The organism is Paenibacillus sp. UNC451MF (assembly GCF_000686845.1).
GTDB lineage: Bacteria > Bacillota > Bacilli > Paenibacillales > NBRC-103111 > Paenibacillus_S.
Map to the genome: position 1 here is coordinate 81,535 of NZ_JMLS01000012.1, position 16,224 is coordinate 97,758.

The 16,224-nt window shown below is 45.9% G+C and carries 12 protein-coding genes; 10 read left to right on the forward strand and 2 right to left on the reverse strand.

The genetic code is table 11. From position 1 onward, the window contains the following. Nucleotides 1–69: 69 nt before the first annotated feature. A complete protein-coding gene (locus BP97_RS0114365) occupies nt 70–1,935 on the reverse strand; it encodes a DUF2264 domain-containing protein (RefSeq protein WP_028549725.1) in 1,866 nt (621 codons plus the stop codon). A 286-nt stretch (nt 1,936–2,221) separates the two neighbouring features. Between BP97_RS0114365 and BP97_RS0114370 the strand changes: the two genes are divergently transcribed. The 7 genes from BP97_RS0114370 to yidC all read left to right on the forward strand — a co-directional run bounded on the left by BP97_RS0114370 (nt 2,222) and on the right by yidC (nt 11,578). Beyond that, the gene (locus BP97_RS0114370; RefSeq protein ID WP_028549726.1) at nt 2,222–3,262 is read left to right on the forward strand and encodes a dienelactone hydrolase family protein; all 1,041 of its coding nucleotides are present in this window, start codon (nt 2,222–2,224) and stop codon (nt 3,260–3,262) included. A gap of 96 nt (nt 3,263–3,358) precedes the next feature. Beyond that, nucleotides 3,359–4,777 (forward strand): extracellular solute-binding protein, encoded by a 1,419-nt coding sequence (locus BP97_RS36310; RefSeq protein WP_051620588.1) that lies wholly within the window; start codon nt 3,359–3,361, stop codon nt 4,775–4,777. A 251-nt stretch (nt 4,778–5,028) separates the two neighbouring features. Continuing rightward, on the forward strand, nt 5,029–6,348 hold the full coding sequence (locus BP97_RS0114380; protein WP_028549727.1) for an ABC transporter substrate-binding protein: 1,320 nt from the start codon (nt 5,029–5,031) through the stop codon (nt 6,346–6,348). A gap of 25 nt (nt 6,349–6,373) precedes the next feature. Further along, nucleotides 6,374–7,432 carry an SGNH/GDSL hydrolase family protein gene (locus BP97_RS0114385; RefSeq protein ID WP_028549728.1) on the forward strand — a complete coding sequence of 353 codons (1,059 nt, stop codon included), beginning with the start codon at nt 6,374–6,376 and terminating at the stop codon, nt 7,430–7,432. Continuing rightward, nucleotides 7,432–8,199 (forward strand): SDR family NAD(P)-dependent oxidoreductase, encoded by a 768-nt coding sequence (locus BP97_RS0114390; protein WP_028549729.1) that lies wholly within the window; start codon nt 7,432–7,434, stop codon nt 8,197–8,199. Before BP97_RS0114385 ends, BP97_RS0114390 begins: the two co-directional genes overlap by 1 nt. Next, nucleotides 8,196–10,226 (forward strand): alginate lyase family protein, encoded by a 2,031-nt coding sequence (locus BP97_RS36315; RefSeq protein WP_051620589.1) that lies wholly within the window; start codon nt 8,196–8,198, stop codon nt 10,224–10,226. Before BP97_RS0114390 ends, BP97_RS36315 begins: the two co-directional genes overlap by 4 nt. A 533-nt stretch (nt 10,227–10,759) precedes the next feature. Then, a complete protein-coding gene (gene yidC, locus BP97_RS0114400) occupies nt 10,760–11,578 on the forward strand; it encodes a membrane protein insertase YidC (RefSeq protein ID WP_028549730.1) in 819 nt (272 codons plus the stop codon). A 101-nt stretch (nt 11,579–11,679) separates the two neighbouring features. Here yidC and BP97_RS0114405 read toward each other — a convergent pair whose 3' ends face one another. Beyond that, on the reverse strand, nt 11,680–12,585 hold the full coding sequence (locus tag BP97_RS0114405) for an SDR family oxidoreductase (protein WP_028549731.1): 906 nt from the start codon (nt 12,583–12,585) through the stop codon (nt 11,680–11,682). Nucleotides 12,586–13,022: 437 nt separating this feature from the next. On the opposite strand from BP97_RS0114405, the gene BP97_RS0114410 reads away from it, so the two are divergent. The 3 genes from BP97_RS0114410 to BP97_RS0114420 all read left to right on the forward strand — a co-directional run bounded on the left by BP97_RS0114410 (nt 13,023) and on the right by BP97_RS0114420 (nt 16,050). Then, entirely contained in the window at nt 13,023–13,916 is an 894-nt protein-coding gene (locus BP97_RS0114410; protein ID WP_028549732.1) for a DUF2167 domain-containing protein, read from the forward strand. A gap of 39 nt (nt 13,917–13,955) precedes the next feature. Continuing rightward, complete coding sequence (locus BP97_RS0114415; protein WP_028549733.1) at nt 13,956–14,504, forward strand: hypothetical protein; 549 nt, start codon at nt 13,956–13,958, stop codon at nt 14,502–14,504. A gap of 163 nt (nt 14,505–14,667) precedes the next feature. Further along, nucleotides 14,668–16,050, forward strand: a complete 1,383-nt coding sequence (locus tag BP97_RS0114420; protein WP_028549734.1) for an ABC transporter substrate-binding protein — start codon at nt 14,668–14,670, stop codon at nt 16,048–16,050. Nucleotides 16,051–16,224 lie beyond the last annotated feature (174 nt).

Genomic DNA, 16,224 nt, shown 5'->3' on the forward strand with positions numbered 1-16,224 from the left:
TGAAAAAATCGCCATTCATCCATGTTTCTAGCAAGGACGGAAGGCGATTTTTTTGTCTGCGTGATGAAATTAGTCTAGTGCACGCTTAAACACAGGAATACTGGAACCGCTCATTGTGATGAGGAGCTCATTACCAGCAACAAGTGCAGAAGGTGCAGCCTTCCAATGGCTTTGAGCAGAACTGGAGAACGGTTCCCCATAAACGGCAGTAACAAGCCAGTGACTGCCAGGCTTAATGCTCATTTTGACTGTTGGAATAACCGTACGGGGATGCATCAAATTTGTATTGGAGTGCGGAGTTATCAGATCAACTGTACCTGTACCATACAGCAGCTGCACCCCTGCTGAGCCTAAGTCGTTAGAGGCTCTAATAGCATGTTTCCGTTGATCGACTTGCAGCGATCCCAGTTGTATTCGCCCTTGATCTATACCCAGGGCAAAGCCGCCGTCAGCCAGATCCAGTGTTCTGCTTGAATCAATCCGGTGCACTCTTATGTGCCAAGGCGTTCCAGGAATCAACCAGGTCTGAACCTCGACGTCCAACCACGGCTTCCATCGCGTATAAATCGTACCATTCTCGGAAATCAGGCTTTCCTCTGTCTTTCGTTTAACACGGTACAGGTTATCGCCTTCGCTTATAGCCAGCATAGAATCAAAGGCACCTTGAGCAAGTCCCCATTCCGCCCGCGGAACACTGAAGCCAAAGAAGGTGGAATAAACAAATTTCTCGTATTTGGCTGAAGTATGAGTATGCTCATTAGTTCCTATGTGCCCCGGATTAAAAGCAAGCACGTGCGGATGTTCTTCATCTCTGCAAATTACTAGATGAGGAGGCTGCTGCACTGATAGTCTCGGAAGCTTTGGCAGTGGAAGCTCCTCTGCTGTCCAAAACGGATGGTTCTCATCCAGTGCCAAAGGAAGAAAAGTCTTCAGCGCCCAGTAAGGTGATCCGGGCGAATTATAATTTTCAGCCATGATCAGGTTCGAATAAGCGTATCCGATGGACAGAGTGCCGTCAGGGTGAAACATCGGCTGTTGGAACCACCAGCGCAGATTTCTAAGAATAAGCCCCTTCATGACCCCTAAAGAGAAAGGTTCCACTCCGGCAAATACAAGCGCACTCCAGAAAGCAGCCTGAGAGAATCGATAAGCAAGGCTTCTCCCATAGGGAAGCGCGGCTCCATCTTCGTCGAACCATTGAATAAAGGAATGGGCAAACTCTAAGGCTCTGCTCTTATATAAACGGGAGCGTTCGGCATCATCGGCTTCCATCAGCTTGGCATACAGCAGACCGTAGTAATGGAGAGCAAAAGGCACATAATAGTCGCTATGTCCCTGAACACCATCCGCATACCAGCCTTCCGTTAAGTAGAAGCGGTCCAGGTCGCCCAGCGTTTGTTCCATTAACGGTTGATTATACGGCAATCCTGCTTTTTTGAATCCCATTTGGACAAGGACAAGGAAGAACAGCCAATTGCAGTCCCAGAGCTTTTTACTGCTAATTTGGTCTAACCAGTCCGTGAGACGTTGTAATTCCTGCTCACTAAAGCTTGATTTTATTTTTTCTGGAATTAGCGCTAGTGCGAAGCCGTAGGCAGCCATTTCAACTAATCGTTGATCATAATCGACGACATCTCCCCAATACTCCTCGTGAGTAGAGTCTGTACCGTTCTTAATACCCTGAACATAAATATCCCATAAATCGCAGTTGTCCCCGCCAGCCAGCAGTGGTACTAATCCCCAGAGAACTCTAGAAAAGCCTTCCATTCCTGCTACATCGTCCGTATAGCTAGTTCCGGTATTACCAATATATAAACGGGTTGAACCTTTAGTGTAATAAGGCTTTAGCGGATCGCTAAGCTGCAAGAAAGCTTGGCGTAAATCATCTCTTGTGCGCAGCGGGTTATGTGTTATCGGTAAGTCCCATGTTTTCATCTTGTTCGACTTCCTCCAGTGTCTAAGCGAATTGTTTCGATTATACATCTATTTTTCTGAAAAAAAACGGAGTTCGCATGAACAAGTCAAATTTGTCTGAAAGAAATCAATATACCGTTATTGCCGCTATCGGTTCCTATTTATTATTTGAGCATTATTTTGAAAGAAAAGTACAATGTTTTTGAAGAATAAGTCCGATTTCTATGATATGGTTAAACTAACAACAATTGAAATCAATGGAACAAGAAAAGGTAAGCGCTATCAACAACAAATGGAGGTTATGTTCATGTCTCATTTAGACTCATTTCTTAACGGTATTTATGACTCCTTACAAAACAAACGTGATGATCAACTCGATGCACCTTGGGAGCAGAAGCGGGCGTATCTCATAGAACATTTAATCCCGGCGCTCGGTGAATTCGAATTGCCTGAGGGGGAGGCTGCCGACTTTAGACCAGTGCTCCTTGAAAGTGTGGAGCTCGATGAAGTGATTCGAGAACGCATCGAAATTACGACTTTGGGCGGGCTGCGAATGCCGGTATATATCGTGAAACCGAAGAATATGCAGCACGGCGAACAAAAGCCGGCAGTTGTGCTCTGGCATGGTCACGGCTATGGAAGCAGATCGCTGGTTGGGTTGATGGAGGATGGTTCTCCCAAGCTCGAGACGGGCAAGCTGTCGGATAATATCGCCCTGGAGCTAGCGCGCCGTGGGTTGGTTGTTATGGCACCGGAGGTTGCAGGATTCGGAGACCGTAGGCTGCAGCGTGACAGGATACAGGACCCAGAATTGAAAAATTCATGCTACAACTTATCGGCAGCTCTATTTATGACAGGCAAAACGACAGCCGGCCTTCGCGTCTATGAGGCTCTTCGTGCGGCTGAATATTTATCTACCTTGGAATATGTCGACGCCAACCGGATAGGAAACATGGGACATTCAGGCGGAGGTACCATCGCATCGCTGTCTGCAGCACTTGATCCAAGGGTAAAAGCATCTGTAGTCGGGATTTATCCGAATACATATAGGGGAAGTATACTGGCAGTGCGTCATTGTCTGTGCAATTATATACCTGGTATTATGCTTCATGCTGAAATGCCGGATTTGCTTGGCTTAATCGCTCCTAAACCGTTATTTATTGAAGCTGGTATTGATGATCCTATATTCCCCGTTGCAACGACCCGTGAAGCTATTCAAGCTCTTGAGCAGATTTATGGAGAGTTGGGGATCAGTACGAAATTTGACTCTCATATATTTGAAGGGAAACATGAGATCAGCGGAGTACGATCCTTCGATTGGATGATGAATACGTTACATGCGCTTTAATAATATTATGTAGGCATGACTTGTCCTCCCATCGTATTTTCAGTATGCTAATAAAAGGTAAAGACAAGGAATATGAGGCAGATGTGGGGTAGGTCCATGCAGAAAAGAAACAGCCGCAAACATTTTCGAGCACGATTGGATGAGATGATCGCTACTTTGCGTGAAGAAATCATCTCGGGAAAATTTCCTGTTGAGAGCTATCTTCCCTCAGAGAGCGACTTGGAATTAAGATTTCAATTAAGTAATAATTCAATCCGAAAAGGGCTGGAAACACTTGTAGCGGAAGGCTTGATTGAGAAAATTGCCCGCGTAGGCAATAAAGTGATAAGTCCCTCTCATATGAAGGGTACCGTAATCAAGTTCGGCTACGTGCAGGCTACTGGTGAGCTTGCCGGGGTGGACGGAATGCTTAAGGCCTTTCATGAGAAGTATCCGCATATACAAGTACAGCCGGTTGAGCTGGCATCGATGAATTACAGCCGAACGCTGCTCGAATACATGGATGCAGAAATGCTGGATGTTGCTATGATTAATAACAACAGTTTTCAGGATTTTGCCGAAGCTGGGCAAACAGGCCTGCTGGAGCCGCTGGAGGTTGACAGTGAGTTATATCCGTTTGCAACTTCGCCATTTGAGCAGGAAGGCAGTACGCTGGTACAGCCGTTTATCTTATCTCCTGTTATTCTATGTTATAACAAAGACCATTTCCGCGATTCTAGGGTTCCAGAGCCAGACAGCAGCTGGACTTGGCAGGATCTGTTTCGGTTTGGGAAGCAGCTAGCGGTGAAGGGAAAGCGATTTGGATTTTATTTCTATCTTCCATCCCGCAATCGCTGGCCGATCTTCATGCTGCAAAGTGGCGGAAAGTTTGAAGCTGATAATAATGGCGAATACCATTTAGCTGCGAGTAAAGCGGTGGAAGGCTTGGGGATTTGCAGGGAACTGATGGAGATGACGGATGTATTTCCGGTCCTGTTGTCCGAAAGCGATGCCGATGCGGAGGCGCTTTTCCTTGATGGAAAGGTGTCCGTTATCATGACAACGTACTACTTCTTGAACCAATTGAAGGATGCTGGCATTTCATTCGATGTCTCGCCACTTCCTGGATTGGAGAACAACAAGACGCTGCTGATTGTTAACGGATTAGCCGTCAATAGCCGCTCCCGCAGCAAGGAAGCTGCCAAGCTGCTTGTGCAGTTCATGACTTCTTATGAAACGCAGCTGAAGATACGGAACCAAACTTTGAATATTACGGCTCACCGGGCGGCAATGGAATGGCAAGGAGAGGAAAGTATATACCGTCCTTCGCGTTTTTTCATGTACCGTGAGATCATACCGACTTTCCGTCTTATAACGGAGATGGGGCTTAGTAACAATCAGCTTAAAGAAATGCAGCGTGAAGCGATGCAATTCCTGTCCGGTCTGCAGGATCGAGAGACGCTGTGCCAAAGGCTCGAACAGCTCCTTCCTTCAGTCGACAAGGAACAAGGAGAAGGACAATCGTTTATCGGATAGATATCGTCAACCTAATGGAATAAACATAGGTAGTGGCAAACCAGAGGTGCGGGCTCTTAACAGAGCTTGTGCCTTTTTTGTTAGACATGGTTCGCATAACGAGCTTGTCTCTGACTCATATCTAACCTATAAATATACCATAACAGTATTGACCGCGCTTACAATGTGGTATATAGTTATTTTGTGAGTCAGATAAGAGTCAATGTTTCATTGTATAAGCTAGTAAGTAGAATATACAAGGAGGGGTACGAATGCGGACGAAATCAAGGCGCCTGTCAGGAATTATTCTTTGCTTGCTTGCGGCATCTCTCACAGCATGCCAACAAACGGGAAAGAGCGAAGAAGTGACGGTCAAGGGGCAGGATTTAGTCAAGAAGGTAAGCGATACGCCGACGGAGCTTGTGTTCTATGTATGCGTCAATGGTTGGACGGAAGAGCAGTTCATGAGCACCTACGGAAACCAGATTAAGAAGAAGTTTCCGAATTATTCGCTGAAGTTTATCCCGCAGAAGGATGCTCAGACGCTGCCGAGTGTTATCACATCGGGCCAAACCATCGATATTTTGATTACATCGATTGGGTTGACCTCGAATTTCTTGCTCGCCTACGAGATGCAGGATGATATCAGCGATCTCATCAAAAAGTACAACTTTGATTTGTCACGACTGGAGCCATCGACAGTGGATATCCAGAGACAGCTTGCCGGCGGAGGAATATATGGACTGCCTGTTAGCACGACATCGGCTGCGCTTTTTTACAACAAAAGCTTGTTCGACAAGTTCGGAGTTTCCTACCCGCGTGATGGTATGACCTGGGATGAGATCAACGATTTGGCCAAGACGATGACTCGCACTGATAATGGTCAGCAGATTAAAGGGATGACCATGTCTGTACAGCATTTGATGCAGCTGAACCAGCTCTCCGCTCCGCATATTGACTCCAAGACGTCCAAGGCTGCGTTCACTTCTGACTCATTCCGACAAGCATTCGGGAACTTGACACGATTTTATAAAATTCCGGGCAATGGACTCCTAGATAACAAATATAATCTGGTTAGCCAGCAGGAGCCTTTCTACAAAGACCAGAATGTAGCGATGTTCGCCGCTCTCAGCACTACGGCGAGAGTGTTCAAGGATACTTTGAACTGGAATATCGTGCAGCTGCCGGTTTATAAGGATAAGCCTAACGTCGGTCCGCAATCGTACCCTACGTACTTTTATTTATCCAAAGGCAGCAAGAATAAAGACGCTGCATTCCAAGTGATGTCTTATGTCACGTCGGATGAGTTTCAGGATTTTATCGTCAAGGACGGCTATTCCTCTATCTTAAAAAATCAAGATCAGATCATGAAAAACTTTGCAACAAATGATCCTGCATTGGCAGGTAAAAATGTAAAATCGCTGCTTCCGGCGAAGTTTGCAGACCCGACTGAGAAGACGAAGTATCAGGCTATCGCGGACAAGGAAATGCTTGCTGCGTTGGTCGATATCGCTTCGGGTAAGGATGAGAATACCGCTTTGCGAGAAGCTGAGGAGCGGGCAAATAAAGCTATTGAGGCCGAGAAGAAATAACAGAGATCAAGGTGGAGGGTGAACAATGGAGTATCAGGGCATTCGGTTTCATAATGTGGTTGAATTGGAGCAAAAGGAGCTGCTGCCGGGCCTGCGGCTTCAGCGATTTCCAAAGCATGTTCGGCATTCATTAAGTGAAAACGGAAGGACGAAAGCTGTTCAGTCGAACGGCTGTGAACTCCGATTTGTTACAGAGGCTAAGCATGTGAGGGTCACGCTGGCGTCCCTTGAAACGAATGGGCGTGTGCTTGTATTCCGGGGAGACTTCTTTCACTCCTCCCACAATCTTCAAGCAGGCGTCCCCCACACCATTCATCTGGAAATACCTGAGCGGTTCGCAGATGTGGAGCCGGATCGGCTGCACAACGGGGCATTTTCATCGAAGGTTTGGCGTATATTTTGCGAGCGGTTCAACGCTGTGTTTTATGATGTCGATGCATTCGGGCATGAGGTTCGCCCTCCTTCCAAGGAAGAGGTACCGAGACTAACCTTTGTTGCGTATGGTTCTTCTATCACGCAAGGTGCCGGGGCCTTGAGCCATTATAACGGCTACATACAACAGGCGGCACGAAGGCTGGAGGTTGATGCGCTGAACCTCGGGTTAAGCGGCTCCTGCCATTGTGAGAAGGAGGTCGCTGACCATATCGCTGAGCGTGAGGATTGGGACTTGGCTTTCCTGGAAATTGGCGTCAATATGATGTCATCGGTCCCTGTCGAGGAATTTTCACGTCGAGCCACTTATTTGCTGGATACTATTATAGGAAAGCATCCGGACAAACCGATTTTTCTGACGACCATTTACCCTAACCGGGCCAGTTATTTCAAAGATCAAAGTCACACGGCAAGCGAAAATTTCAAGAAATATAATCAATTTCTTCGTGAATACGCGTTAGCTAAAAATCGTAGCCAGCTTCATCTGCTGGAGGGCAGTGATATTATGACCGATTTTACAATGCTAACCAGCGACTTGACCCATCCTTCCGATTACGGTCACATTGCAATGGGAGAACGTCTGGCGGAGAAAATGCGTTTCGCGGTAGAACAACTGCGAGAAACCAAACAACATGAGGAGGCTTCATTATGATAACGATGAATTTATCAGGACAAATTGCTTTAGTAACAGGGGGGAACGCGGGAATAGGCTTTGCTGTAGCAAGTAAACTGGCTCAAGCAGGTGCCCGTGTGGCGATCAATTATTTAAGTAAGAAGGAAGCGGCTGAACAAGCAGTGCAGGCCATCAGAGACGCAGGTGGTGAAGCGCAATGCTTCCAGGCTGATGTTACCGATGTAGGACAGATTTTGTCCTTAGTGGATCGTGTAGAGGCAGCATTCGGAGGGAGAATCGATATTCTGATCAATAATGCTGGGCATATGATCCAACGTATTCCGAATACGGAGATGACCGAGGAAGGATATGAACGCATTATGGATGTGAATTTTAAGAGCACCGTGTTCCTGTCCAAAGCGGTTTTGCCTGGGATGATCGAGAAGGGAAAAGGTAAAATCGTCAATATGGCATCGCTGGCGGCCCACAATGGTGGCGGTCCGGGTGCTTCGGTCTATGCAGCGAGCAAGGCGGCGGTAATAGCCTACTCTAAAGGCTTGGCGAAGGAGGCTGCACCTCACGGAATTCAAGTCAACGTGCTATCTCCGGGATTTATCGGGCAGACGGCGTTCCACTCCACCTTTACGTCAGACGCTGCAAGAACAGCAACGGTGAACGGTATTCCACTGGGCCGTGAAGGCGTACCGGAGGATGTGGCCAACAGCGCCTTGTTCTTGTCTTCATCGCTGTCCGATTACTTGACGGGGGAAACCATCGAGATCAACGGTGGCATGTTCATGCGATGAATATCAGCGAGAAGACTTCAACCTACCGGTGGGCGGAGGAAGTACTACAGCAGCTGAAGGGCGAACTGGAGCCTGTAATGTCTCCGGCGTTGGACATCCCGGTTGAGCCTGGCGGCTGGTGGCATCAATATGTATGTCCGGAGCATCATGCGGAGCTGCTGTTCGATCCTTCGGAATCCGATGCCCGACAGTTTTACTGCCCGTATGGCTGCAAGCTGCATGGAGAGCCATATCGCGGCGCTTGGCTGGTCATGAAGCATCAATCTTACGCTCGATATGCGCTTCAGGCTGCAGCAGTGTACGCAGGGACGCGGGATGAACGCTACGCGAATTGGAGCATGGACATTCTTTTGCGTTATGCGGAGCAATTTCCGCGATACCCTGTCCATCCGGAGGCGGAAAGCTGGATGCTTAAGGGACGCGCATTCCACCAAGCGTTGACAGAGGCCATTTGGGCGACGACCTTGATTCGTGCTTACTTGTTACTCCAGGATGAGGGAGGAGCAGCAGTCGGGGCTGAGGAAAAAAAGGTACTGGACCACTTTTTCTCCATGCTGGAGGAAAGCATGACGCAGTCGAGAATGCTGTTGGTTTATGAACAGCAGAAGCCAGAGAACAATTACACGGCATGGCTCAATGCTGCTCTAGCTTGCTTGTACGCCTGCAATAAGGATACTGAGAGCCTGAAGAAGCTTATCGAAGGAGCTGGAGGGCTTAAGAACCATCTGACCATTGGGGTCAACCCGGATCAATTGGAATATGAGGGAAGCACATACTATCACGTATTTGTCCTTAGAGCTTATTTCATCCTGGCGGAAATGGCAGCACGGCTTGGTGTTGACCTTTATTCCGTCACTGGAGAGAAGGGGCAATCCTTTGAGGGGATGCTGGATGTGATGGTTGCCCTTTCTAACGATCAAGGCGAGCTCATCGCACTTCATGACGGGCCATATCAAAGAGTTCCCTATGCAAGAGAAATTGCCGAAACGGTGGAGATTGGATTAGCCCATTACGGCAATGGGGATTATGTTCCTATCCTTAGAGAAGCTTACCGTCAAATGTACGGCAAGCCGGAGAGGGCGGGATTGGAAGCTCTAGTGTATGGTCAAGGTCAATTGGAGGATTACCAAAATCAAGATTCAGAAGCCAAGGCTTCTTTGTTGCTGGAATCCTCCGGTTTCGTTATAGGCAGAAGGAAGAATGGCATTCTTTCATTTTATGCTGATTTTGGAGCGCATGGGGGCTCTCACGGTCATTATGATAAGCTTCATTTGACATTGGCCAATAAAGAAGGATGGATAGCCCCTGAGCTGGGAATGGTCCCTTATGGCTCTCGGATGAGAAAAGACTGGTACGCTTGTACCGAAAGTCACAACACAGTCGTAGTTGGACAACGATCGCAGGCGGCTCATAAAGGCGAGCTAATCCGGTATGAGGATACGCAGAATTGGACTTATGTATGGCTTCGCTCAACGGAAGCCTATAAAGGCAGTAAGCTCAATAGGCATCTGCTGCTTACTGCCGATTGGCTGCTGGATTGGTTTGATGTGGAGCTTGAAGAAGCGGATGTAATGGATTGGTGGATGCACAGTCCTAAGCTGTCCACAATACAAAGTGAATTATGGCAGCCGGCTGCAGGTGTGCTTCATGATACTGATCCATACAGTTATATACAAGCAGTAGCTGAATGGATTGGGGAGACTGATTGTAACGCTGTCCAGTTACAAATGACAGGCTCAAACGACAACAATATCCATTTGACTTCATTGCTTTCTCCGGCTTCACGGATTGTGCTTGCAGAAACACCGGGTACGGCGGATCAGCCGCTAAACATGATGAATGGACTGCTTCATCGGCAAATCGGCAAGAAGGCTTCTTTTATCAATGTGTATAGTGACAGCCGTGATCCTGTGAACCTACAGTCAGAGGGAGCAGAGGACGTAAGCGCTGTGAATCTGTCTTCCCGCAACGCTGCATGGCGGGTGGTCATGGATTGTAAGCAAGGACTCAGGCTCGAGAAGAAGTAAAAAACGATTATTGGTGTTATATTTCATATAGTCGAAATGAATGGACCGTTGTCTCTCTATGAATAGAGGCAGCGGTCTGTTGTGATTATAAGTCTATCTACAAAATGGTTCTGGACTTAATGCAAAGAAGAAAGTAACATTACTAAGTAGGTTGAAACATCTTTGATGGGCAACACGTATACAAAAAGTATAACCAATCCGTATGATTATTACTAAAAGGAGGTGAATGCATTGTTTGAGGTACAAGAAATCGTCATCCATGAGTGGATACCTTATTTGATTTCAATCAGCTTGATTTGCTCATTTACGTATGCTTATTTAGCTCATTTACATGATGGAGTCGTGGAAGGACTATTTCCCGCTCATTATGAATGGGTGCCTATTCTGCCTATGCCGGAGCCCATTGGGAACCGGGTTGAAAAGCATCATTGGCTAACAAGAAAAGTAAAGCGTAAGGAAGCGCCTGATGGTGATTCGGATGATTGTTGCCCTTCGTTTGGATTTAAGAATGACATCCAACGAGGAGGGCTTCTATGGGCAATCACAATGCATTCACCTTTTTCAAAAAATATAGCTTGTTCGCGGCTATTGCCGCATTGGTTTTATTAAGCGGCTGCGGGGTTAGTGGGCCTAACGCTACGGTTGATGCTAACACGCCGGGTTTTTTCAATCATTATATAGTATTTCCTTTTTCATTTTTAATTCAGCATTTTGCTTCGTTCTTCGACGGCAGCTACGGTATGGCGCTTATCCTTATTACTTTGTTGGTCAGACTTGTGCTGCTGCCGCTTATGATGAGACAGTATCGAAGCCAGCACATGATGAAGCAAAAGATGAACATCCTGCAGCCCGAATTAAAGGAGCTTCAGGAGAAATATAAGGACAAGAACGACACGGAGTCCAAAGCTAAGCTCCAGCAGGAAACCATGCAGCTATATCAGAAGCATCAAGTCAATCCACTGGCAGTAGGCTGCTTGCCGATGCTGATTCAAATTCCAATCTTGTCTGGTCTGTATTATGCCATCAAGCTCACGCCGGAATTGGCGGATCATTCTTTCCTCTGGTTCCAATTAGGACGCCCGGATCCAATTCTGCCTTTCATTGCGGCGGTCATTTATTTCTTTCAATACAAAGTGTCGCAGATCGGTACGGACCCTGCACAGCAGAAACAGTTCGCTATAGTCGGGTATATCTCCCCAATCATGATGGCTGTATTCTCATTTAGTGCCCCTGCTGCAGTTCCTTTGTATTGGGTGATCGGCGGTGTGTTCGTCTTGCTGCAGACCTTGTTGGCCAAACGAATCTATCATACCAAATCAACGGAGACCTTAAGCTTGGAAAAGAATGTTTAATAGACATAAAGGCTGTATCTGCGAGTTTTGCTTGCAGAACAGCCTTTTATTTTTGTTGAGAGGCATAGTGAGTTGTGTTTTGTAGGACTGCGATCATCCTCCTAGGATGTGATGAACTGGCCGCCGTTCACATGCATCGTTTCCCCGGTAACGAATCTGGAGTCGTCACTAGCTAAGTACACATAGGCAGGAGCAAGCTCAAAAGGCTGGCCTGCGCGTTTCATGGCGGTATCGGTTCCGAAAGTTGAGACTTCCTCAGCTGGATAGCTGGATACAGTTAGGGGGGTCCATATGGGACCTGGAGCAACCGAGTTGACTCTAATATTTTGATCGACCAAGGACATCGAGAGGGAGCGTGTAAACGTTACAATGGCTCCTTTAGTAGACGAGTAATCTATTAGCTGTTTGTTGCCTCTGTACGCTGTAATAGAAGCAGTGTTAATGATCGAGCTGCCTGACTTCAAATGAGGGAGTGCCGCCTGGGTCATATAAAAATAAGAAAAAATGTTGGTGCTGAACGTATTGAGCAGCTGTTCCTCCGTAATATCAAGCAAGCTCTGCTGGGGGAACTGAACGCCGATATTATTGACAAGCACATCCAGCTTTCCGAATGCCTGGAGCGTTTGATCAACGATTGGGGTGCTGTTGGCTTTGTAGCGCAGATCTGCTTTTATGGCAAGGCAGCGTCCTCCTAGCTGTTCAATACGCTTCTTGGTTTCCTCGGCATCCGGTACTTCGTATAAGTAAACAATGACAACGTTGGCCCCTTCTTTTGCAAAGGCCACGGCTGCCGCACGACCGATTCCGCTGTCGCCTCCCGTAATAATGGCAACCTTATTTTTTAGTTTACCGCTACCGGTGTAAGATGGGTTTTCGAAAATAGGACGAGGGGTCATTAAGTATTCAAGCCCGGGCTGTTGATCCTGATGCTGAGGGGGGAAGGCGATGGGCTGCTCGGTACAAACCGTTTCTTTGCTGTAATAAGGATAAACAGGGTATGTGTTCATAGGTACCTCCAAACATTCTGGGTATTTGTCTGGAGTTAGTTTATTCCTTGAATCAAGTTATGGTTACTGGGCTTAGATAAATATGAAAAAACAATCTGACATCACTTATGAGAGTTGTCTTTTTTGTTTATTCACAAATTGTACACATTTAAAGTCTAAATAATAGTACGCTTTTTGTCGAAATAATAAAAGCGTTGAAAAGTAAATGTAAACCATTTATGTTAAATAATACACATTTTTAACGATTTTGATGGTTAAAAAACAATGATTTCAACAGCATAACGTAGTCTGATCTCTTCATGGAATGGGGATTAAGGCACAAATTGAAAAGAAAGGAGTAGGTGCTTGGACCTGGTCGTATATACACGACGAGGGTGATAAAGCGAGACTGTTTCGAGAAAAAGAATAGACAAACAGAATGTGGAGGATCACAAAGAATGAAAAAACGCTTGTTAGGAATGACACTTGCATTAACTTTAATATGCAGTACTGCGGTATCGGCTGCGGAGAGCAAATTTAATTGGATCGAAGGTGGAAAGAAGGTCGACTTGAAGCAAATTGCGACGCTCGATCTGGATCCATCCTTTGTGTTCCTGGATGCAGCGAACACGATGAAAATGAGTAAAGAGAGTCATGAGACTCCATCGGGCAAGGAAATTGGGAGTGTGTATCCTACTGACGAGAAACAGAATTGGGCAGTTATTTTCGAATATGATAACTCTGGTCACATTAAAGATGACGAGAAGCAAAAAATAGATGCCAAAGCTATTCTGAAAAGCTATAAGAAAGGGACTGAGGAAGCTAATAAGGAAAAGGAGCCAGGCCAACGGCTGTATGTAACAGGTTGGGATGTTGAGCCTTTTTATGACGAGAAGTCCCACAATTTGACTTGGTCCATGTTGGCGGAGGATGACAATAAAGAACAACTGCTGAACTATAACGTTCGTCTGTTGACAAGAGAGGGTTATATATCTGCAATTCTCGTTTCCGATCCTGAACATCGTGAAGCTGATAAAAAAGTGTTGACCGAGAAAATCCTACCGAAGCTGGAAATGCAAGCGGGTAAACGCTATGAGGATTTCGACGCATCTAAGGACAAGGTATCCGAGTATGGCTTGAGCGCTCTAATCTTAGGGGGAGCAGGCCTAGCTGTAGCGAAAAAAGTAGGATTACTTGCTACGATCGCTCTGTTGGGTAAAAAATTCGGGATCGTGATCATAGCGGCATTCGGTGTCCTTATTGGTTTTATTAGAAAATTATTTGGTAGAAAGAAAGCTGAGCCTGTGCAAACACTCCCTCAAGATCAACAAGAGAATACACCGACTCCTTAGTTGAACATGGACTCTACGTACTCAAGGGAGGGGCGGAATTTGCTTAAGCGAGAGCTGACAAGATTTATCTTTAAATATGTGTTGGGATATGCATTTCAGCCTGCTCGAAGAAATCGAAGGGGTGAGATAGTCCTAGCAAAAGGAAAGTTGATTAACTGGATCGTATACATAGCATTTTTAATCGCCGTAATGGCATTTGTTTTGTTTTATATGAATGAAGAGGATTCGGATGAATGGATTTATAATCTAGTTAATTTGGGAGCGGCCAGTATTTTTCTAGGTGTGTGTTCGTTCATGTTGGCTCTTTCCAAGACGGTTGTCAATGAGCAAACCGTAACGGCGCATAGATGGTATGGTAAGAAATCTATTTCCTTTTCGGATGTTCATACGATATCGTTCACAAGATTTTTTGGTGGGTGCTTTGTTTTAAAGGGTGAGAAAAAGACGGTGTGGGTCCCGTTGGAAAATGTAGGTAGTGCTGAATTTGTTGAGCTTCTTTGCAAAAGGCTGGGTACGGAACGTTGTACTGTGGCCGTCGAGGCACTCAATAATAGAAGAAAACAGTTAAGTCAATTATTTCAAGGATAAAGCAGGGAATAATGGATCGGTTCCTAATGGGGATCGATCTTTTTCTATTAAATGGAAATCAAAACGTAAAGCATGACATGTGAACTTAAGAAATCATATAGCAGCGTTGATCAGGGCTTTGTATAGTAAAAGAGGCTTCTTACTTAATTGTTATAGGCTAGGGATGGAATTTCATTTCGGAAATGGGGAGAGAAAAGAGAATGAGACACGCAAAAAGGGAATTTACCGCCTCTATATTGACAGCTGTACTGCTGGTAACTGCAGTCACAGGCTGCTCCGGGGGGTTAAGGAGGCTGCAACGCCGAAGGCGGATTTAGTCAAGGATACGAACGGTGCTATAACGACTGATCCGGTCACTATTACTTTTTATCGTCCAAGCACAGGTACGACGGAAGAACAATTCATGGATTTAATGGGCAATGCGATCAAGGCTAAATTTCCGAATGTGACGCCCAAGTTCATTCCGTACGGTCAAGGAACGAATGTTGAAAAAGTTCTAACGGCGGGTTCTGAGATCGATATGTTAATTCTGAATATCAATCTCGTTGCCCAGTTTCCAAAATACAACCTGATGCAGGATATTTCCGAGCTGATCAAAAAGAACAACTTCGATCTGAATCGATTGGAGCCAACGACGGTTGATTTTATTAATAAATTCACGAATGGAAAAATGAATGCATTGCCGATATTCAGCACAGCTCAATCTCTGGTCTACAACAAGGACATCTTCGATAAATTCGGTGTCCCTTACCCGAAGGAAGGAATGACATGGGATGATCTTTACGAGCTTGCGAAAAAAGTGACGAAGTCAGACAACGGCGTTCAGTATTACGGCTTTGCCGGTTCGACGCCTTTCAGCTCGATGGCCCGTGTGAACCAAAAATCGCTCGCATATGTAGATCCGAAAACGAATAAGTCGGCGGTTGCCAGTGAAGAATTCAAAAAGATCGTAGATAATTTCTTGAGATTTTACCGGATTCCTGGAGCTGAATTCCCTAAAGATAAGATGGGGAAAGAAGGAGATATGTTCTCCAAGGATCGTAATTTGGCTATGTACGTGGGTAATAGCAGTTTGCTGATCAACAGTGCAGTGAACATGAATGTCGATGCGATTTCACTGCCTTATTTCAGCGATACTATGGGAGTAGGGCCGCAAATGTATCCTACCTACGCAGCGGTATCAAGTATCAGCAAGCATAAGGAGATCGCTTTTCAGATCCTTACATATTTGACGTCTAACGAAATGCAGGAGAAATTCGCTAAGGATGGTACGGGACTGCCGATAATTAAGGATCAAAAGATCATCGAGATGTTTGGTGCCGATCTGCAGCAGCTAAAAGGGAAGAACACGAAGTCGTTCTATCCGCAAAAGCCAGCCTCTATCGCTATGAAAACACCGTATGATGATAAAATCGAAGGTAAGGTGAGTAATGCGTTTAAGGAAGTGGTCGGTGGAGAAAGTGATGTGAACACCGCATTCCGCAAGGCCGCGGAGCTGGCTGATGCTGATATTGAAGCTGCAATGAAGGCTTCTTCAGGAAAATGATAAGGGAGTAACGGAGTAGGCGCCATCAAAGCGTCCTCCGTTATTTTTTCGACCAGATTAGATGTGTGGTTGATAGGCATAGGTTCTTATTTTTGTGCAAATATGCAACAGGATTGGATATTCAACCAGAATCTTCGTCTGCTTATAATTAAAACAGCATGAAGCAATCGATAG